Genomic DNA, 20,595 nt, shown 5'->3' on the forward strand with positions numbered 1-20,595 from the left:
TATGGAAGATCAAAAAACAAAGAATCAGTTGAACATTGAATTGAGTGAAGAAGTTGCTCAGGGCGTTTACTCGAACCTGGCAATCATCACCCATTCAACATCCGAATTTGTGCTCGATTTTGTTCGCATTATGCCCGGTATTCCGAAAGCGAATGTGAAGTCGAGAATCATTTTAACTCCGGAACATGCCAAACGTCTGCTAATGGCGTTGGAAGACAATGTGAAGAAGTTTGAACAAATGAATGGACCAATCAACGTTCCCGGTGGACACAATCCTGTGATGCCGCCGATGACATTCGGAGGTCCCACAGCCGAAGCCTGATTTTTTGAGCTAGGATATTTAAAAGCCGTTACCTTTTTAGAGGTAACGGCTTTTTTTATTAATGACCGGCAACGGTTTGGGATTCGAGGTGTTCTTTCAACCAAGAGTTTGTAACGCTCTTTGGGCGAATAATAGGTTGGTGTAGTCCGCGTGCGATTGTGTTTTGGGCACAGAATCCTAGTACACGCGAGATTCCGAACATCACGGTATAATACTCGTAGTGCGTCATACCATAGTGGTACAGCAACGAACCGGAAATGGCATCGACATTAGGCCACGGATTCGATACTTTTCCACCTTTGTAGGTTTTTAGGATATCGGGAACGACTTCGTACAATTTTTTCACGGTTTGTAAGTACGGTGATTCGGGACAATGTTTGTCGCCGAATTTCATGAAAGCAGTGAAGCGCGGATCGGTAACGCGCAATACGGCGTGTCCGTAGCCAGGTATGACTTTTCCGTCGTCCAGCGTCTTCATTACATATTTGCGAATTTCATCCACACTTGGTTTGTTACCGAGGGTATCGTGAATATTGGTAATGAAATGCAGACATTCCTGGTTTGCCAATCCGTGCAACGGACCAGCCAACCCGTTTAACCCGGCAGATGCAGCGTAGTAAATATTTGAAAGAGCGGAGTTGACAACACGGGACGTAAATGCACTGACGTTACCGCCCTCGTGGTCGCAATGCAACACCAGGTAAAGTCGGTTCAGCTCTTCAAATCCCTGATTATGGCGGTTAAAGCCCAACCTCTGTGTTAAGTTACCTGCCAGATCCAGTTGCTGATCCGAGTCGATGATGTCACCGTTCATAAACAAGATGCGGTAAATACCTGCCGCCAGCGAAGGCAGTTTGGCAATCAGGTTGAGAGAATCTTCCAGGGTATATTTCCAGTATTCGTCTTTGTGCAGACCTTCTTCATATTTCTTTTTGAAGACAGATTCTCCTTCCATAGCTAAAATACCCAGGCTGAACATGGTCATCGGGTGAATTGTTTTTGGAAGGGATCGGAGCATTTTCCATACATATTCCGGCACTTTACTTCTTTTTTTCAGTTCAGACGATAGTTCCTCTAATTCGCTTTTTGAGGGCAGTGTACCGGTAACCAGCAAGAAAAAAATTTCTTCCGGTGTTTTGTGTTCAAAATCGGGAACCTCTAAACCGCTAATAAATAGTCCGCGGTAGGGATCAACAAAGGATGTATTGCAAATAAGGCTCTTCATTCCGCGCATTCCGCTGAGCAGGTTTTGGAATGTGATTTCTCCAATCGTGGCATCCGGATGCTCGGTGTAAAGCTGCTGCAATTCATCTCCCAGTTTCTTGATTCGTCTGTCGACTTTTGCTAACAGTTTTTCCATGACTTCAATCTATTATTCCGAAGCCGGCAGGTTAAGGGATGGAATTGTCTTTGCAGCTTTAACCGATTCAGGCTTCTCCTTTAATTAATGTACTGATAAAAGCAGGAATCTCCCCCAATCGGGGCTAAAGTAAATTCCTGCTTTCAATTTCAATGATGTCCTTCGAATTTGAAGGATACTTTTAGTTTCGTGCGGTATTCCAATTGACCGTCATTTACGTGGACATCCATGGCGGTTACTTCGGCGATACGCAGATCGCGGAGCGTTTCTGAAGCTTTTGAGATTGCATTTGCCGCTGCTTTCTCCCAAGTTTCGTTACTGGTTCCAACGAGTTCAATTACTTTATAAACACTGTCAGACATAGCATACTCCTTTCTTTTTGGTTTTATTTATATTTACCATGTTAGTTGGCAATCTGTTACGTTAAAGCGCCTGTTTCTGAATACAGTTTCGGGCTGTTTGACAGGAAACAAAAGGGAAGTAGGGAGAGGGTTTTAAGTGGTCAGAGATTAAACGCGAGAATCTTTTTTATAAGAGTAAATAGTACTTTTAACAGGAGTCTTCTATTGCTTCAATTTAAAAATTACTAATTTCGACAAGCATAGTAAAGGAAATTGAAGAGTTTGTCCTCGCCTACATAACCAGGTATTCTCTCTTTTTTCCAGGCTATCATGAAACTTAACCAGACTATGAATAAACTTGTAAAGTGCATTGGAGGATTGATACTGTTTATGGCGATTGTCGTAATTAGCAGTGCGGCGCCTGACCTGTCGAATATTACTCCAATTAAATTTCAATATTACACGACAAACGAAGGGCTTCCGCAAAATACGGTTGACTGCATTCTGAAGGACAAGCGTGGTTTTATGTGGTTTGGTACCTGGAACGGCTTGAGTAAGTTCGATGGCTATTCTTTCACCAATTTTCGTAGTGAATCAACTCCTGCCGAGCTGCCGAACAATTTTATTTATACCCTTTGCGAAGATTCAATTGGAAATATTTGGGTGGGAACCCGTAAGGGATTGACTTATTATATTTTCAATGAGAATCGGTTTTCGATCCCTGTTAGCCTGGAGCAGATTTTTTCATCATTTACGATTAACGATTTATTGATCGATAACAGCAACAAATTGTGGGTTGCAACCGCGAATAACGGGATTTGGATCGTTGACCTAAAAAACGGGGATTCGGTACATAAGGTCGACGATGATTTACTTCCGAACCGTAATATCAACTGTTTTTATCTGCACGGTAATCGTTTGTTTATTGGTACCGACACCGGGATGGGAATCCTGGATGTGACAACGGAGAAGGTGATTCAGGATTACAGTCACTTATTACAAACCGTCCAAATTGTTAATGTCAATACAATCTTTATCGACTCGAGCGAGAATATCTGGGTCGGAACAAACTACGGGCTTTTTCAGCAAAACAAAGCTTCCGGCGAAACTTACGAATACTACCACAACCCGGTTGATCCGGGCAGTCTGAACCACATGGCGACGACGTCGATTGTTGAAGATACAAATCACAATGTGATTATCGGAACCTACAGTGGACTCAATTATTACCATCCTGAGACGAATTCATTTAGTCATTTGTCGCAGGGGAATCTGGAAAACGAGCACTTGAATAATCCATTTGTGAATAGCATATTGACTGACACTGATGGTAATGTTTGGATCGGTACAGACAAAGGAGGGGTAAATCATTATAACAGTCACCAAAAGCCGTTTTATTCGCTGGTGCACAATCCGGCAGATGCCAATAGCTTGAGCCACAATACGGTGAATTCTATTTTGAAAGAAGGTAATGTGCTTTGGGTTGGAACAGCCGGCGGAGGACTAAACAAGATAATTGGAAACGGAGTTAGAGTGGAGCGACTAAACCTGGAACCCCGTAACTCAGTGTTGGTTGGAGACAATTTCGTGACAGCCATATTTCGCGGGAAGAAACAGAGTTTGTGGCTGGGAACCTGGGGGGCAGGGCTAAAACGATTGGTATCTAATAATAGTCAGAATATCATCTCCTATGTAAATGCAGGAGACACGGGTTTGTCCTCGAACTTTGTTTCTTCGATTGCTCAATTGTCGGACAATAGCTTACTGGTTGGAACCGAAAGCGGACTAAATATTTTTCACATCGATGGGGAAACAGTTGATCGTGTCGATTCGAAACTTGACAGGGTTGAGCCTTTGGAGGTGGGCTGTTTGTTGATTGATTCGCAGAAACGAGTATGGATTGGTACCCGGAATGGCTTGTTTGTTTTGGACGCGAAATACCTGAAAGACTTTGACTCGTATGAAGATATACCGTTGCAGGTGTATTTAAACGACCCGGAAGATGAGACTACGATCCCCGGAAATTACGTGATCTCTCTGATGCAGGCGAAAGACGGTACAATTTGGGTAGGCACGTACGGCCACGGAATCTGTTCCGTTTCAGAAAATGACAAGGGGACGTTGGCCTTCGTAAATTACGATCAGGCGAAAGGGCTCTGTAATAATGTTGCTTATGCGCTGCAGGAAGATCCGCATGGGAATATTTGGATCAGTACCGATAAAGGGTTGTCGAAATTTAGCCCGTCAGATAAGTCTTTTCAGAATTTCTTTGTCAAAGATGGTCTGTTGAATGACCAGTTTTACTGGTCGTCGTCCTATGCGGCAGCGGATGGAACACTTTATTTCGGCGGAATTGGGGGATTGAATTATTTCAAAGCCTCAGATATCGAGCTGTATCAGAAAATTGAAAAACCGGTATTTACTTCATTTTCAATTTTCAACGAACCTGTTCAGATTGGCGCAAAATTTCATTCCAGCGTCATTCTTTCCAAGTCGATCTCTGAGACGGATAAACTGGAATTGTCTTACAAGGACGCGGTCATCTCAATCGAATTTTCAGCATTGGACTACTTTTTACCGGAGAAGGTCCGATACGAGTATAAAATGGAAGGGATAGATCAGGATTGGGTCGAAGTTCCGGCGACGCGACGTTTTGCAAACTATACGAATTTATCGGGTGGTAATTACATTTTCCGTGTTCGGGCTTCGAACAGCGATGGGGTTTGGTCGGACGAAACGGCTGAGTTGAAAATAGTGGTGACGCCGCCATTCTACAATACAACATGGTTTCGCTTTTTGGTTGTCATGCTCGTCATTTTGTCGGTGATGGCCTATATCCGCTATCGTACCCGTTTCCTGCAGGAACAAAAGCGAAAACTGGAGCGTCAGGTATTGGAGCGCACCGAGCAGATCGAATTGCAAAAAGAAAAGCTTGAACAGCAGGCATTTCGGTTACAGCGAACAAACTTGCAGTTGGAAGAACGGCAAAAGTTGATTGAGGGGCAGAAGATCGAGTTGGAACAACAGAACGCAAAAATCGGTCAGCAGCGGGATGAGTTAATGGAGTTGAATGAGAAAGTAAACCTGGTTAACCAATTGCGATTACGTTTTTTTACGAATATTTCGCACGAGTTTCGTACACCGTTGACGTTGATTATCGACCCGATTGAGCAACTGATGAAAACCCTGAAAGAAGACAAAACAGCGGTCAACACGTTGAAACTTGTCAATCGGAATGCACAGCGATTGTTGCATTTGATCAACCAACTGATTTATTTTCGGCGTCTTGAAACGGGAAAAATGAATTTGCACGTGAGCAAAGGAGATCTCCGCCTATTCCTGTTCCAGATTTATGAGTCGTTTGGAGATTTGGCTCAGCACCAACATATCGATTACCGTTTCGATATGGCGGAAGCCGCTGAAGATACCTGGTTCGACGGCGAGAAAATGGAGAATATTTTTTACAACCTGCTGTCGAACGCTTTCAAATATACTTCGGAAGGTGGACAAATCAGTATGACGGCGGTTTTTGTGAAAGAAGCTGGGGCCAAAATAGACGCGCCTCATGTTTGTATCGAAATATCAGACACGGGGATGGGGATTGAGGAAGAGCACATGCCTTTTATTTTCGAGCGTTTTTTCCAGGCACCTTCCGAAAAAAATACCAATCTGAAGAGTTCCGGTATTGGTTTGGCGCTGACTTTCGAGTTGGTACAAGCGCTTCGGGGACACATTGATGTGGAGAGTAAAAAAGGGAAAGGCAGCAAATTTATTGTGCGGTTACCATACACCTCAGATCGTTTTGACGAGAAGGAGCTGGATCAAACTGCAGTGCCGGCTGAAGTTAATTTGCAGGGACGGGTAGATGTACTGCTCGAGAATATGGTTTTCTCGAATACTGCTGATGAAGATCTGGATGATCGGGAGGATTTGCCGGCAAAATCGAATCCGCTGGTGCTGGTGGTTGAAGACAACTTCGATCTTCGGTCGTTCCTGATGCAAACCTTGCGAACCGAATACCGCCTGATTGGTGCAGAAAATGGGAAAGAGGGTCTGGCACTAGCCAAAAAATATTCGCCTGATTTGATTATCAGCGATGTGATGATGCCGATTATGGATGGGATGGAACTTTGTAGCCGACTGAAAAAGGACATCCAAACCAGTCATATTCCGGTGATCTTGCTCACGGCTCAAAATATGATCGAGAACTGGATCGAAGGATTGGAAACAGGAGCCGACGATTACATTCCTAAACCTTTCAATTTGCAAGTACTGCAGGCACGCATGCAAAACTTAATAGACAGCCGGCGACGTTTGAAAAAAATGTTTAGTAGTCCGCAGGAAGTTGATGTCGACAAATTGACAAACAGTAGCGTCGATGAGGAATTCTTGAGTAAGGTTTATGCTGTGTTGGAAAAATCCTATCAAAATCCGGAGTTTTCAGCTAGTCAATTCGCTTCGGAAATGTTCATGAGCCGAAGTTTGTTGTACAAGAAGATCCGGGCGATTACCGATCTGAATATTTCCGATTTTATCAATTCGTTCAAGTTAAAAAAGGCTGTTGAACTAATCCGGGAGAACAAGCAGCCTATATCAGAAGTTGCGTTTCAGGTTGGTTTCAACGATCCTAAATATTTCAGCCGAATATTTAAAAAGTTTTATGGAATGACGCCGACAGAATTTTCCGGTTTGGAATAATTTTCAGAATATCAGTGGTTTGTGTGGTTTGTTTTTGAGGTGGATAATTGAATTCCTGTTTTGTCCACTTCAAATATTCTTAAGTCCTCCTTTGGCAAATCAAGCCAATCTAATTTTAGGGTACTTAATTAACGACACAAACCAAACTTATGATGAAACTAAACGCTGTCGTCCTACACCTGATTTTTTCTTATATAGGTGTCTTCGCAATGTCTCAGGCAAATCTGCTTGCAGTACAAAAATCTACATTCAAAATAACATTTGATCCGCCGATAGGCGACGATACCCCAAAAGTACCGCCTGCAACGCTATGCTGATTTGGTATTTGGGCTTCCTGCGAATTCATTCATCACAATTTGAAGGATTCGGTATAACAGCAGTCCATATCAATAAATCAAACCAGCATGTCGGGCACAAGATAAACGAACCATATATAATTAGTAGACGAAATAACTTCAATCAAATTTAAACTTATGAAAATAACTAAACTGATGAGATACGCTTTAGGCGTAGCAGTCATTGCAGCATTTAGCTTAGTTGGGTGTGAAAAGATGGATATTTATACGATCGATTCACCCTCCGACCTGCAAGCAAGGATCGACTCAATTGCAGCAGCAAAAGCAAGTGTTGATACAGGTGACACGACTTACATTGACATCGCTACAGCGATTGTCGGAGCTGAAGATTATAGCGCAGCTTGGTGGGCATACTTTTCTGATTACTTCACAGCTCCAACAAACAAACTGTTGCATTTGGAATTTGTGAACCACAATGGTGGTAGCACAAACAACTGGAATAACTGGAACCTCGCTATTGTCAATGTTGATGATCGCGACGCCGATGACTATTCCGAATACTTTCTTTTGCGTTCGGATGCTTACGGCTGGGGGAACGATGATTTCGACTTAAGTATGGTAACCAATGACTATCCGGACACCGACGGTGATGGAGATGTCTGGAACGATTTCCGTACGACGATGGATGGTGCATACGTTACCATTGACGTGGACCACTCGGCCACCGGTAATGTTTATGTAACTGCGACTGCAGTTGGAACAAATGGTACAACGATAACTGAAACCTACCAACAACCTGTTTCTGCAACTGATGATATTGTGGCTTTCCTTGTTTGCGATGCCAGCTACTTCGAAATGAAACAAGCTTACCTTATACCTTCTAAGGTGACGGTTGTTGAAGATGTTAACCCGGTTTCGATCACGGTTACAGGTGCTCCTTCTGCTGTTGAATTAGGTGATGAGAACTTCTGGGGCGATGCCATTGCCACTGTTACTTACGCTGACGGTTCTTCAGAAGAAGTTGATTCTACAGATATTTCATTCACCGTAATTCCTGACATGACGACCCTCGGTGAAAAGACTGTTATTGTAGCATACAACAAAACAAAACAAGGCGAATACTGCCCGGCTGTATCAACCTATTACAACCTGGAAGTAACTAACCCGGTAGCGAGCATGGTGGTTACTACGCTGCCTGACCAAACAACTTACTATTACTACAGTAGCGCTGCTGCGTTCAATAGTACGGGCCTTGTCGTAACAGCGACTTACTCGGATGGAACAACCGGTGTGTTGGCAAACGAAACCCTTATGTTTGAGGTTCCGCAGGCGGAAGGTTCACAAGATGTGATCATTTCTTATGTTGGTGCAACAGGCACAGTAACGACGACTTGTCCGGTTACCGTAGTGATGGGTGTTGCAGAGGTAGGAGCCCAAGACTATACCAACGGTTGGTGGACGACATTCTCACCAGAATACAATGTTCCTTCAGGTGGCTCAACTGTAATTAAAATGTACTGCAAATCTGATAATCTGGCTAACTGGCACAGCCCATGTACAATCCTTCGCAATACTGCTTTAGTTGAAAGTGCAGTGGTTCGTATGGATAACTTCGGATGGGGAACCGGTTATGAAGGTAATGCCAACCTGGTGGCTACCAGTGATTGGAATTGGGATATTTTCACGGCAAGTATTAGCAATTCAGTGATTGTCATCACGGTGACCAATAATGGCGACAATACTGCTAATATTCGTTACGATGTTACTTACGCTAGCGGCGAGACCCATTTCCAGGAATATGCCGGTATAACCGTAGACAGTGCTGATTTGAATTGCGCTATCGTAACTGAAGAGTCCTACCTAGTAATTTTCGAATAATCAATAAGATAAAAATATTCAACCTATGAAATATTCATATTTAATCCTGTTGGGACTACTGGCGCTGGCGCCGACAACATATGCCGAAGGTACCGGCAATGCCGACCAAATGTCCACGACTCAACCAGGCAACATCACAGTAAAAGGTCAGGTTACCGGGGAAGACGGTACCGGACTTCCAGGAGTTACCGTGGCTGTAAAAGGAACAAGTACTGGTACCATTACCGATATTGACGGAAACTATACGCTGGGTGGTTTGCCGGAAAATGCGACATTGGTTTTCTCGTTTGTCGGTATGGAAACGCAGGAAATACCCGTGAGCGGTAGCGTTATCAATGTTGTTTTGAAGGAAGCTTCGATCGGCTTGGAAGAAGTGGTTGCCATTGGTTACGGTACACAACGTAAAGTTGACCTTACCGGTTCTGTTGCCATTGTGAACACCGAAGACATGAAGAAGGTATCAAACTCGAATATCTCGACAATGCTTGAAGGTAAAGTTGCAGGTGTTCAGATTACAACCGACGGACAACCGGGAGCCGACCCAACCGTGCGTATTCGCGGTATCGGTTCATTCGGTAGCACCGCACCACTTTATGTGATCGATGGTGTACCAATGGGAACAACCATTCGCGACTTCTCGCCAAACGATATCGAAACACTCCAGATCTTGAAAGATGCTTCTGCCGCTGCTATCTACGGTTCACGTGCTGCTAACGGTGTGGTAATCATCACTACCAAGCAGGGACAGAAGAACCAGGCAATGAAGATTGACTACAGTGGATACGTTGGATACGACCAGGTACAAAAGGACGTATATGATGTAATGGATGCCTACCAATATGCTGATTACGTTACCATGGCCTATGGCAATAGTGGCATGGATGTTCCGGCTGGATACGATCCGACAAGCACAAAATATGTTGATCCAAACGAAGTGAATACAAATTGGTTTGAAGAGGCATTTAAAACAGGCGAGCGCCAGAACCATAACATCAACCTATCGGGTGGTGGTGCAAATAACACTTACAACGTTGGTCTAGACTATTACAAACAACAAGGAACAATGGTTGGTGCCGGACCGAACTTCGAACGTTACACAGCCCGTGTTAACAACTCGATGGATGTCAAATTTATCAAGATCAAAACCAACGTGGTTTATAGCCACAGTGATCAGGATAACATGGCGCTTAGTAATGCGAACGAGTATGTGCAGGGTTTATACGGTGCACAATATCCGGTGATGGCTTCGGCGCTGATCACACCTCCAAGTATCAAAGCTTACGATGAATCAACCTGGGTGCTCGACGATAAGATTTCGGCTGCGTCAGAATACAGCTACGACTCCTACGGTTTCGGTACTTATTATGATGATGTTCATGGCGACCTGCGTCTGACGAACGTTTTGCTGACTAACAGCTTGCTGAAACGGAATTCGAAAGTTGACCGCATCGTTGCTACCGGTTCTGTAAATGTTGACTTTATGGAGATGCTAAAAGTCAACAGTAAGAACCATAAGTTGTCCTACAATCTGAACTTGTCGCAAAGCAAAACCTTTGTGAAGAACCTGACTTTCGTACCTGCATTTATCCAGAGTACAACAAACTACTTGTCAAAGAGCAACGAGGTACTGACACAACAGACTGTTAACTACAGCGATGCGCTTGTTGAAAACACATTGAATTACGAAGGTGTATTCGGTCGCAATAATCTTAGTGTTGTTGTTGGTCAAACATTTGAACGCAATTACACTTACATCCTTACCGGCACAGGTCATACCTTGTCTGAACCCTACTACCTGCATTTGGATAATGCTGAAGAAAAATCATCCTCAAGTTATGAGGAAGAAAGTTTGATGGCTTCTTATATCGGCCGTATCAACTATAATTTCGATGAGAAATACCTGCTTTCCGCAACTGTTCGTCGCGATGCTTCGAGCCGCCTTTCATCTGCCGACCGCGTGGGCTGGTTCCCTTCCGTTTCTGCAGGCTGGCGTTTGGAACGTGAAAACTTCTTCCCGGTTGCCGAATCAACAATCAACCTGTTCAAACTTCGCGCCAGCTACGGTGAGTTGGGAAATATCTCCAACCTTCCAGCGTACGGTTACACGGACACGATGTTGAGAGGAAACTACACTTATAGCTTTGGCAACAATAAAGTTACCGGTTCATCTATTTCAAACTACGTGAACGAAGTGTTGATGTGGGAAAAGAAGAAAATGCTTGATTTAGGACTCGATTTGGCGATGTTCAATAATAAGTTGGAGTTCACGCTGGGCTACTACAAAGCGATCTCTGAAGATCTTCACTATGATGTTGCGGTTCCGGCAGAGGCTGGTGTTACCAACACAACTGTTACAATGAACGCTGCAACCATGGAAAACTCAGGTTTTGAATTCCTGGCTGCTTATCACAACCGCGAACACGCCGTTAAATTTGATATCTCGGCTAACTTATCAACCCTGGCCAACAAAGTAACCAAGTTAGGTGTGTTGGATAACCCGATTACAAGTGGCTACTGCCGCACCGAAGTAGGTCGCGAAGTGGGTGAATTCTACGGATTGATTTCAGAAGGTATCTTCCAGTCACAATCAGAGATTGACAACAATTATAACGAAGCAGGCGAATTAGTAACGCAGGCAGGAGCACAACCGGGTGATGTGAAGTACAAAGACGTGAACAACGATGGTGAAATTACCCTTGCCGGTGACCAAACATTCCTTGGAAGCGGTCTTGGAAAAATCCACTACGGCTTGAATGTTCGCGCTGAATGGAAAGGTTTCGACCTGAGTGTTGCCACTTACGGAGCTGCAAATTTCAAAGCAGTGGATTTTGTTGACGTTACTTTGCGTGGTTCATACGGTGCACTCAACAAGAGCGTTGATTTGTTGAATGCCTGGACAACGGAAAACACAACCACCAATGTGCCCCGCGTTGCCTACAAAACATCAAGCGCGATTACCAACGATTTGTTTAGCCAACGTTTCATTCAAAATGCGTCATACCTGAAAATAGCCAATATCGAAGTGGGCTACAACTTCCCTGATAAATGGTTCGGAAGTTATATTCACGGCGTTCGGATGTACGCTTCAGCTCAAAACGTAACTACATTCTCGAAATACAAAGGTTACAACGTTGACTTCGCCGGCGGTACAATGACTCCTGGTTACAACTATGCTTCGTATCCAACGCCACGTACCATCATGTTCGGTGTAAACTTGTCATTCTAAATTCAAAATCTAAAAATTGGGTAACAATATGAAACGTTTAAATATATTTCTAGCAATACTGGCGCTTATCGGAGGCTTGGTTTCCTGCGATGACCAGCTTGATGTTACAAATCCGAACGCCCAGGGAACTTACGATTTCGGCGATACCGAGTCGGAGTTACAGGAGGCTGTTATCGCCTGCTACAACCGTATTCGCCTCGAAGGTACTTTTGCCCGCGTTGGTTATACAATGGATGCCGTGCGTGGCGACGAAGTATGGAACTCATCTCAGCAGTGGTATATCAACTACGACAACCTGAACTCTCCGGGGACTATCGAAATCGGTGACCTGTGGATGTGGCGTGATAACTACCATGTGGTGAACCGTTCGAACCTGGTATTGTCTAAGGTTGAAGGTGTTGAAATGACGGAAGAATCTTACAACCAGATTAAAGGTCAAGCGTTGTTCCTTCGTTCATTGGCTTACTATAACCTGGCTACTTATTATCAAACTGTTCCGCTGTTTACTGATTATTCAGACTATTCGGATATCAATACGATGTTCGCAGCCAACTCTACTCAAGACGAGGTGTTTGACCTAATTGAAACAGATCTGACCCAAGCCATGGAAATGTTGCCATCGCGCGACGAAGGTGGCGAGTGGGCTCAAGGTCGTGCCACTTGTGGTGCTGCAGCCGGATACTTGGCTCGCGCGTTGATGTTCCGTCATAAATTTACCGAGGCTTACGCGGTATTGAAAGATATCATTGCCGGTAAATACGGTCATTACGAATTGACTGCCGACTATGGTGATAACTTCAGAGAAGGTTCAGCCTACGAAAATAACAAAGAGAGTCTGTTTGAAGTACAATTTTTGGATTACGGAACAGGTGGTACAGACGAAGAATGGACTCCGGTAAACATTAGCTCGGAAGCCACTCAGGGACACGCCGTTGAAAGTAACTATGCTTCGCAGGAGTTGGGTAGCTGGGGCGACTTAGCCGGTTCACCATGGTTGTACAACCTGTTTATCAAAGAAAAATGTACCGATGGCCGTCTTGATCCTCGTTTGTACTGGACTCTGGTTACATACGAATCTGAATACGATGTTTATACCGGGATTAAAACAGCGGCTTATCCAGACGGAGATCCTCGTTCCAACACTGTTTACCAACAGGAAATGACCAAAACTCCGTTGTCGAATAATTCGCAAGGTGGTATTTCTATCGCGAAATTCACCAATGCACGCAACAACATTTACAGCTCGATTACAAACGGTTTGCACTGTGGTGTTAACCTGCGGCTGATGCGTTACAGCGACGTTTTACTGCGCGCTGCTGAATGCGAAAATGAAATCAATGGCCCCACTCAAACAGCGATCAATTACATTAATGAAGTACGCGAACGTGCAGCTCTGGACGATCTTCAATTGGCTGACTTCCCGTCAACTGATGCCCTGTTCGAACAAATTGCAAACGTTGAACGCCCGAAAGAATTCGGTTGCGAAAACGGACGTGGTATCGACCTGCTGCGTTGGGGATTCTTCTACGATTCAGCTCGTCTGAATCAATTGGTTGAACATGGTTATTACGTACTTGATGGTACAGCGAATACCGATGAGCTTACTGCTGAAACTGCAAGCGGCTCGTCGTTCCAATACTATTACAAGGGACATGAATATTTCCCAATCTATCAATCAACATTAAATGCCAACCCGAATTTGGTGGGTAACTCGGCAAATAATAACGAAGATAACGGACCTGCCTTCTTCGAAAAAGGTTATTCTGTTCATCCGGTGGTAGATTAGAAACCATTCTCTGAAACCGGGGACTTCCTTGGCGGCACATCTTTTGAATGTTGCCAGGGAAGTTTCTTAAACTTTAAACATTTAAGGCATGAAACTAAAGTATTTACTGATTTTATCAATCAGCATAACTGCTCTCACATTTGTAGGGTGTAAAGATGATATTGATGATGATGATCCGGGCGGGGGAGGAGATCCTGGCACCGAAACAGATTTTACGATTCCAACATATGACGATGACTACTCAGCGATAGCATCGTGGTCAAACCGCAGCGATTGGAACCTGGCGAACACGCACGATCCGTCGGTAGCCTATTATGATGGCTATTATTACATGTACGGTACCGATGCGTCCTATGGCAACGAGGCAGAAGGACACGGCCATTTTCAGGGCAAGCGTTCAAAAGATTTGGTGAACTGGCAATGGGTTGGCGGTCCTTTTTATGATCCGCCTTCATGGGTAGCCGATTCGCTCAATGCCATTCGTTTGCGCATGGGACTGGATGCTATTGCCGAAAGCAATATATCCTATGGCTATTGGGCACCGGTCGTACGCAAGGTCAACGTCGGCGGACAGGACATTCTGCGGATGTACTACAGCGTTGTAATCTTTAACTATATTGAAACAGGCGGCACCAGCTTTGATGGAAGCTGGAGTGAACGTGCCTTTATCGGCATGTGCGAATCAACCGACCCTGCCGGAGCAGTCTGGACAGATAAAGGATTTGTTACCAGCTCTTCATCTGATCGCGGCTTGGACTACAGTCGTTCCAGTACATCTGATTGGAGCGCTTATTTCTACTACAACGCGATTGACCCGACCTATATCGTCACTCCGGAAGGAAAACACTACCTGATACACGGTTCGTGGCATAGCGGCTTCGCTTTGTTGCAACTGGATGCGACGACAGGTAAACCGCTGAATGCATTAGGTAACCCCTGGGCAAGCAGTACAAGTGAGCTGACGGCCCGATATGGAGAGCGGGTTGGTACACGCACCGATGGTTCGCGTTGGCAGGGTAGTGAAGCGCCCGAAGTTATTTACAAAGATGGTTACTACTATTTGTTTATGGCTTACGATGGCTTGGATGTACCTTATAATACGCGTGTGGTACGAAGTGAAAATATTGAAGGTCCGTACCTCGATATCACGGGACGTAACTTCACAAACGGACGCGGTGATTGCTATCCGATCGTAACTCATCCTTATAAATTCAATTTAAGCTACGGCTGGGTCGGAATTGCTCACTGCTGCATTTTCCAAAAGGAAAATACAGACGAGTGGTTCTACATGTCGCAGGGTCGATTACCTGCAAATGTTGGAGGTAATGCCTACTCTAATGCGATTATGATGGGACATGTACGCCGCATTGTTTGGTGTCCTGCTTCGGCCAGTGAACCTGATAACTTGTGGCCAATTGCCTTGCCCGAACGTTACGCCGCTGTACCCGATTACGGCACAATCACCAAAGACTCGCTCATTGGAACATGGGAACACATCAACCTGGCATACAATTACGGCCAGCAAGATGCTGCGACTTCGTTGACACTGAAGTCTGACGGTACCATGTCGGGAGCATTAACCGGTAGCTGGAGTTACGATGCAGCCAAAAAGCAACTGACATTGGGCAACGTAATTGTTTGCGTTGAACGTGAGGTTGACTGGGAAGCAAGTCCACGGCGCGTGACGTTCGTTTATGCCGGAACAGAGAAGTCGCTGAATGCAACCTATTGGGGCAAAATGTCAAAATAATATTAACAAGAATGCAACGACATATGAAAGCACTTAGAACTTTTGTATTTGCCCTTCTTGGGTTGGCGATGGGAGTACAGGCGCAGGCACAATCTGTTATTGTGCACGACCCGGTGATGATTCGCGAAAATTCGACCTATTACTTGTTTGCAACCGGTATGGGGATCGATGTTTGGTCCTCGAAAAATATGGTAAACTGGGAGAAGGAAAAGGCGGTTTTCGAATCGGGTCCTCAATGGGCGATGGATGCAATCCCCGGTTACAAGGGGCACATTTGGGCACCTGATATTTCCTATCACAACGGACAGTACTACTTGTACTACTCGGTTTCGGCCTTTGGCAAGAATACTTCCTGCATTGGCGTTGCGACCAATAAAACACTTGATCCGGACGATCCGGAATTTAAATGGGTGGATCACGGTAAAGTTGTTCAGTCAGTTCCGGGAAAAACTGATTGGAATGCGATTGACCCGAACCTGATTCTGGATGATGATGGTACACCGTACCTCTTCTTTGGCTCATTCTGGGATGGATTAAAACGGGTAAAACTGAACAACGATTTATTATCGGTTGCTGAAGATATTTATTCAATCCCAACCGTGGCATCCCGTAAAGGTGCCAAAGCGGATTCGGACGAAATTTCGGCTGATGCCGGAGCAAATGCCATTGAGGCTCCTTTTGTATTTAAAAAGGGAGACGACTACTACCTGTTCGCATCGATTGATTATTGCTGCAGGGGTGTGAAAAGTACCTACAAGATGATCGTTGGTCGTTCGGAAACGCTCACCGGTAATTTCAAAGATAAAGATGGGAAAGATATGGCTCACGGAGGAGGAAGTGTTGTGCTGAAAGGAAACGAAAACTGGCATGGCGTAGGACACAATGCGGTTGTTCGGTTCGACGGCAAAGACTACCTGGTTTTTCACGGCTACGATGCAAACGACGGGGGACATCCGAAATTGCTGATTCGTGAGATCAACTGGGATAAAGACGGATGGCCGGTCGTTCACTTTTAACACAGACAATGATCTCATCTGTTTTTTAAACTAAGCTCGACGATCTTATTTAAAAGAGAAATTCCAGGTTGGATAGCCAACCTGGGATTTTCTATTTACTAATTTGTTGTAACCCCAAAAACTTTTTAATTCAAATGAAGAAGTGCCATTAATTCTTTTTGATACAGTGGCTTCAATTCATTGACAATTTTCTGTGATTTAAGATTGCCATCCATAGCCTCCTCCCGTTTTGTCATATAATATTGAAACGAGAAATTCAGCATCTCATCAATATGTTGGTCTTTATACGGATGGATGTAATGAAGAAGCTCTGTACTCCGTTTTAAACTCTTGTAAAATAACTCGTCTTCTTTTTCATTTCGTACCCCCATGGCAGCCAGTTGGTGTACGAACCTGTATAGTTTGCGGAATTCTTCCAGATCAATTTTCTTCTCAACGGAATTCCCTTTTAAATTTACATTTCTCATAGCGTATAACTTTAACTTAACCTTCGGTAACATTTGCTTAACAAACATATGACAAAATGTTATTTCTCCTACCGTGAGAGGGGATGTTAAAGAATATACTTAAGCATTTTTAAGAAAAAAAAGGGCATTCCGAAGAATACCCTTTAATGCACGTATGTTTTTAAAAAGTTTTTTATTGCAATTGCACTAAAACAACAGATTTTGCCGGAATTTCAATGGTCAGTTTTCCGTCTTTTGGCTTTTTCACTTCGAATGATTGTAGGTTCACTTTTTCAGCTTGCCCAAAATCATTGTAGTCGTTCATGTTTTTTGAAGTGACAATCTCTCCGCTTGCTGTTTTCACCGACGTGCCTGCCAGGTTCAAATCGATTGTTTCAGCTTTGTTCGGGTTCAGGTTACACATGGTAATCGATACAACTCCATCTTTCTCTGAGGCCGAAGCACTGATTGCCGGAATTTTTTGACCATCCACTTCGTAATCTTCGCACTTCAAATCCATCGGAATCAATTCTGCATTCTGGTGGACGGCGTACATTTTAAATACAAAATAAGTTGGAGTGAGCACCATTTGATCGTCTTGAGTTAAAATAACCGATTGCAATACATTGACCATTTGGGCAATGTTGGCCATTTTCACGCGATCGGAATGGTTGTTGAAAATATTGAGGTTGACACCTGCGACCAAAGCATCGCGCAAGGTATTTTGCTGGTATAAAAATCCGGGATTCGTTCCTTCTTCAACGTTGAACCAGTCGCCCCATTCGTCAACAATCAACCCAATTTTTTTATCGGGATCGTATTTGTCCATAATGGCGGAGTGTTTTGTAACCAGTTCATCCATTCTCAATGTTCTGCTCAAAACGGCAAACCATTCTTTTTCGCCAAAGTCGGTTGCCGAACCTTTGTCTTCCCAAGCGGTGGTGAAAGTGTAATAGTGCAGGGAGACGCCTTGTACCAGGTGGCGGTGGCGCGTTGTCTTTTGCATGACTACCTCCATCCAGTTATAGTCGGCAACATTGGGCCCGCCTGCAATGCGGTACAAATCGCCATGGCAATAAGTGGCAAAACGGTTATATAAGTCTGAGTAGTACTCGGGAGTCATGTTGCCGCCGCAGCCCCAGTTTTCGTTACCGATTCCCCAGAATTTAACATCCCAGGGTTTTTCGCGTCCGTTCTTTTTACGCAGGTCGGTCATTGGGCTCACGTTCGACGAAGTTACATATTCAACCCATTCGGATGCTTCCTGAACGGTACCAGAACCAACATTGATATTGACATACGGCTCGGCGCCGATTAGTTCGCAAAAGTTGAGGAATTCATGTGTCCCAAAGCTGTTATCTTCGGTAACGCCTCCCCAGTTTACATTGACAATTGAAGGGCGGTTCTGGCGAGGGCCGATGCCGTCTTTCCAGTGGTAGGTGTCGGCAAAACATCCTCCGGGCCAGCGGAGTAGGGGAATGTGCATATCTTTTAACGCACCCACAACATCTTCGCGGTAGCCTTGAATGTTGGGGATGGAAGAGTCCTCGCCAACAAAAATACCACCGTAGATACAGCGTCCGAGGTGCTCTGCAAAATGTCCGTAGATTTCTTTACTGATTGTTGTTTTTGCTGCTTCAGTATCCAGGTTGATGGAGTTTTGGGCTGATACACCCATTCCCAAAAACAGGGTTGCTGCCAGCAGCAGGCTTTTGTTTTTTTTCATGATTTAGTTATTGAATGATCTTTCAAATTTAATAAAAGTAAGTAATACCTTTATCGTTTGTGTTTTAAAACTTCATCATCGGAATTGTGAAAGTCATTTAAAACAAAAGGCCCGTTACCTGATTTGTAACGAGCCTTTCTAGCTCACCAATGTGGCTTGCTGCTATCGTAGTGTAGTTATTGGGCTGTGCCTCCCTGGTTTTGGCTTTCAATAATTGTGCTCACCAGGCCATAGAGATAAACTTCCAGGTTACTGTAACTTGTAACCAGGTTGTTTTTGTTTCCGTCTGCCGGATCTGCCGGATCCAGTTTTTTGCTGATCTCCCAGTCATCGGGCATGCCGTCTCCGTCGGTATCGGTCAATGCCGTTCCCGACGACAATGTCGGCCATCCACCCACAGCGGTCTGCGTGTCGATCAGTCCGTTGGTACTTCCGTTGCCACCATCCAAGTAGGTCGGTGTTCCAGAGCTGGTTTCGCTGGTGATTCGGGTGTCGATCGGATCCCGACTCAGGCTGGCACCGGCGTAAGCCAGCACTTTACTGTAAGCATCGGTTGCCGAGTGGGTGGTAATTTCCGGAGGTGATACTTCTTCTGTCAACTTTAAATCGCTCAGTGTTACTCCCGGCGCTAAAGTTGAAAATGTGCTGTGCATATTCACACCTAACCAGTTGTCTGCTGTATTCGCACTGCTTGCCGTCAGCACGTTACCGGTGATGTAGAATTTACCGTAAACGCCTGCTGGTTGCGAGTTGGTGCCACCATCGGGATAAGGTTGAATAATGCGCCCTTTGTTTGAGCTGGCAGGGCCCGCTTTGTAATAATTGTTGATCAGGTTGTACGAGCCACCTTCGGCTGCATAGGCAGTGTTTCCGCCCCAGTTAAACAGCACATTGTTCCGGAAATCGACGATTTCTTCGTCGGGTTTATTCGAGTAGCGGCTACCGCAAAAACGGGGATTGCGGCTGTCATTGTGAGCCAGTAGGTTGTGGTGAAAAGAGGCCTTTTTGCCACCCCAGATCCCGCCGTAACCGTGCGTACCTTTGTCGTGCACCGAGTTACGCAGACTTTCAGCCAAAATACACCATTGCATGGTAAAGTTTGAGTTGTCGTAGAACGATGAAACTTCGTCGGTGCTCCAGCTCATACTGCAGTGGTCAATAATAATGTCTGATTGGTTGCGTCCCCAAATAGCGTCATTCTCCGTTTTGGTCTCGTCGCCCAAGCGGAAACGCATAAAACGAATAATAACGTTGCTGGCATTCACAACCACCGTGTAGTCCTGGATACAGATGCCATCGCCGGGAGCTGTTTGCCCCGCGATCGTTAAATCGCCGTTGGTAATTGTCAGGTTCGATTTTAGTTTGATGTTACCCGAAACGGCAAAGACAATGGTTCGCGCTCCTGTTTGGTTCACGGCGTAGCGAAGCGATCCGGATACACCAGTATCTTCAAGCGTGGTTACATAATAAACCTTTCCTCCGCGTCCTCCGGTGGTATATTTCCCGTATCCTTCGGCTCCCGGAAATGCCGGACCATCAATTGGGCCTGTGATTTCCTCCTCTTCATCATCCGGTAGAGTGACTTCCTCGTTCTCATTCTTTGAACAGGAAACTATAAACATCAGCAGTAGTGCGAAAAATAATACAGTTCTTAGATTCATTGATAGTTGTGTGTTTATTTAAAGTTGATTTTTTCCACCCGTTGAAAGGCAGGGAGGATTACAAATCGGCGGGCGAAAATAAGCTTTTC

At 44.7% G+C, this 20,595-nt stretch carries 12 protein-coding genes; 7 read left to right on the forward strand and 5 right to left on the reverse strand.

From position 1 onward, the window contains the following. Window position 1: 1 nt before the first annotated feature. Complete coding sequence (locus BC643_RS19575; RefSeq protein WP_120274970.1) at window positions 2-322, forward strand: DUF3467 domain-containing protein; 321 nt, start codon at window positions 2-4, stop codon at window positions 320-322. A 58-nt stretch (window positions 323-380) separates the two neighbouring features. Here BC643_RS19575 and BC643_RS19580 read toward each other — a convergent pair whose 3' ends face one another. Both BC643_RS19580 and BC643_RS19585 read right to left on the reverse strand, forming a co-directional pair. Continuing rightward, on the reverse strand, window positions 381-1,682 hold the full coding sequence (locus BC643_RS19580) for a citrate (Si)-synthase (protein ID WP_120274971.1): 1,302 nt from the start codon (window positions 1,680-1,682) through the stop codon (window positions 381-383). 149 nt (window positions 1,683-1,831) lie between these two features. Continuing rightward, window positions 1,832-2,044 (reverse strand): dodecin family protein, encoded by a 213-nt coding sequence (locus BC643_RS19585; protein ID WP_120274972.1) that lies wholly within the window; start codon window positions 2,042-2,044, stop codon window positions 1,832-1,834. A gap of 327 nt (window positions 2,045-2,371) precedes the next feature. On the opposite strand from BC643_RS19585, the gene BC643_RS19590 reads away from it, so the two are divergent. The 6 genes from BC643_RS19590 to BC643_RS19615 all read left to right on the forward strand — a co-directional run bounded on the left by BC643_RS19590 (window position 2,372) and on the right by BC643_RS19615 (window position 16,673). Next, complete coding sequence (locus tag BC643_RS19590) at window positions 2,372-6,721, forward strand: hybrid sensor histidine kinase/response regulator transcription factor (RefSeq protein ID WP_170154631.1); 4,350 nt, start codon at window positions 2,372-2,374, stop codon at window positions 6,719-6,721. Window positions 6,722-7,194: 473 nt separating this feature from the next. Continuing rightward, window positions 7,195-8,895, forward strand: a complete 1,701-nt coding sequence (locus BC643_RS19595) for a hypothetical protein (protein ID WP_120274974.1) — start codon at window positions 7,195-7,197, stop codon at window positions 8,893-8,895. Between the two features lie 25 nt (window positions 8,896-8,920). Beyond that, complete coding sequence (locus tag BC643_RS19600) at window positions 8,921-12,121, forward strand: SusC/RagA family TonB-linked outer membrane protein (RefSeq protein ID WP_120274975.1); 3,201 nt, start codon at window positions 8,921-8,923, stop codon at window positions 12,119-12,121. A gap of 28 nt (window positions 12,122-12,149) precedes the next feature. Beyond that, window positions 12,150-13,907, forward strand: coding sequence for a RagB/SusD family nutrient uptake outer membrane protein (locus tag BC643_RS19605; protein ID WP_120274976.1), 1,758 nt, complete (start codon window positions 12,150-12,152; stop codon window positions 13,905-13,907). 88 nt (window positions 13,908-13,995) lie between these two features. Beyond that, window positions 13,996-15,657: an arabinan endo-1,5-alpha-L-arabinosidase gene (locus BC643_RS19610; RefSeq protein ID WP_120274977.1), complete on the forward strand. Its 1,662-nt coding sequence runs from the start codon at window positions 13,996-13,998 to the stop codon at window positions 15,655-15,657. A gap of 23 nt (window positions 15,658-15,680) precedes the next feature. Further along, window positions 15,681-16,673 carry an arabinan endo-1,5-alpha-L-arabinosidase gene (locus tag BC643_RS19615; RefSeq protein WP_120275005.1) on the forward strand — a complete coding sequence of 331 codons (993 nt, stop codon included), beginning with the start codon at window positions 15,681-15,683 and terminating at the stop codon, window positions 16,671-16,673. Between the two features lie 125 nt (window positions 16,674-16,798). Here the strand turns inward: BC643_RS19615 and BC643_RS19620 are convergent, their stop codons facing one another. From BC643_RS19620 to BC643_RS19630, 3 genes are all read right to left on the reverse strand, one after another. Beyond that, window positions 16,799-17,140, reverse strand: coding sequence for a hypothetical protein (locus tag BC643_RS19620; RefSeq protein WP_147377280.1), 342 nt, complete (start codon window positions 17,138-17,140; stop codon window positions 16,799-16,801). Window positions 17,141-17,312: 172 nt separating this feature from the next. Further along, window positions 17,313-18,845, reverse strand: coding sequence for an alpha-N-arabinofuranosidase (locus BC643_RS19625; RefSeq protein ID WP_120274979.1), 1,533 nt, complete (start codon window positions 18,843-18,845; stop codon window positions 17,313-17,315). 176 nt (window positions 18,846-19,021) lie between these two features. Next, a complete protein-coding gene (locus BC643_RS19630; RefSeq protein WP_120274980.1) occupies window positions 19,022-20,506 on the reverse strand; it encodes a pectate lyase family protein in 1,485 nt (494 codons plus the stop codon). Window positions 20,507-20,595 lie beyond the last annotated feature (89 nt).

Source organism: Mangrovibacterium diazotrophicum, assembly GCF_003610535.1.
GTDB classification, from domain to species: Bacteria; Bacteroidota; Bacteroidia; order Bacteroidales; family Prolixibacteraceae; genus Mangrovibacterium; species Mangrovibacterium diazotrophicum.

What these genes read in the sequence shown, in the direction of transcription:
- BC643_RS19575 (WP_120274970.1), top strand. Translation starts at nt 2, where the DNA reads ATGGAAGATCAAAAAACAAAGAATCAGTTGAACATTGAATTGAGTGAA.
- BC643_RS19580 (WP_120274971.1), bottom strand. Translation starts at nt 1,682, where the DNA reads ATGGAAAAACTGTTAGCAAAAGTCGACAGACGAATCAAGAAACTGGGA.
- BC643_RS19585 (WP_120274972.1), bottom strand. Translation starts at nt 2,044, where the DNA reads ATGTCTGACAGTGTTTATAAAGTAATTGAACTCGTTGGAACCAGTAAC.
- BC643_RS19590 (WP_170154631.1), top strand. Translation starts at nt 2,372, where the DNA reads ATGAATAAACTTGTAAAGTGCATTGGAGGATTGATACTGTTTATGGCG.
- BC643_RS19595 (WP_120274974.1), top strand. Translation starts at nt 7,195, where the DNA reads ATGAAAATAACTAAACTGATGAGATACGCTTTAGGCGTAGCAGTCATT.
- BC643_RS19600 (WP_120274975.1), top strand. Translation starts at nt 8,921, where the DNA reads ATGAAATATTCATATTTAATCCTGTTGGGACTACTGGCGCTGGCGCCG.
- BC643_RS19605 (WP_120274976.1), top strand. Translation starts at nt 12,150, where the DNA reads ATGAAACGTTTAAATATATTTCTAGCAATACTGGCGCTTATCGGAGGC.
- BC643_RS19610 (WP_120274977.1), top strand. Translation starts at nt 13,996, where the DNA reads ATGAAACTAAAGTATTTACTGATTTTATCAATCAGCATAACTGCTCTC.
- BC643_RS19615 (WP_120275005.1), top strand. Translation starts at nt 15,681, where the DNA reads ATGAAAGCACTTAGAACTTTTGTATTTGCCCTTCTTGGGTTGGCGATG.
- BC643_RS19620 (WP_147377280.1), bottom strand. Translation starts at nt 17,140, where the DNA reads ATGAGAAATGTAAATTTAAAAGGGAATTCCGTTGAGAAGAAAATTGAT.
- BC643_RS19625 (WP_120274979.1), bottom strand. Translation starts at nt 18,845, where the DNA reads ATGAAAAAAAACAAAAGCCTGCTGCTGGCAGCAACCCTGTTTTTGGGA.
- BC643_RS19630 (WP_120274980.1), bottom strand. Translation starts at nt 20,506, where the DNA reads ATGAATCTAAGAACTGTATTATTTTTCGCACTACTGCTGATGTTTATA.